Annotated in this window: 1 protein-coding gene; it reads left to right on the top strand. The window is 53.9% G+C overall.

Annotated elements, in window-relative coordinates; all coding sequences use genetic code 11:
- Positions 1-217: GNAT family N-acetyltransferase (locus tag ACYP03_RS28430; protein WP_459782996.1), on the top strand; the 217-nt coding region annotated here is incomplete at its 5' end.
- Positions 218-230: the final 13 nt, after the last annotated feature.

The following is a 230-nucleotide window of genomic DNA, read 5'->3' as shown; positions in this document are numbered from 1 at the left end:
ATCTGAAAGAGGCCGGTCGCTGGGCAGAGAACTGCTCCGTCAGGGACAAGATTACGCCGATCAGCTGTGGCCGGGACAGAACATTGAGATTGGTGCACAGTCACACCTGCAAAGCTATTACAACCGCTATGGCTTCACCGCCTATTCCGAAGAATACCTGGAAGATGGGATCCCTCACATTGATATTCGCCTGACCAAAAATCAGTCCGCCGTCTGAGATCACCCCCGGC

Source organism: Photobacterium sp. R1, assembly GCF_054600795.1.
The sequence above is the reverse complement of the archived record's forward strand: the minus strand, read 5'-3'. Positions and strand labels throughout refer to the sequence as shown.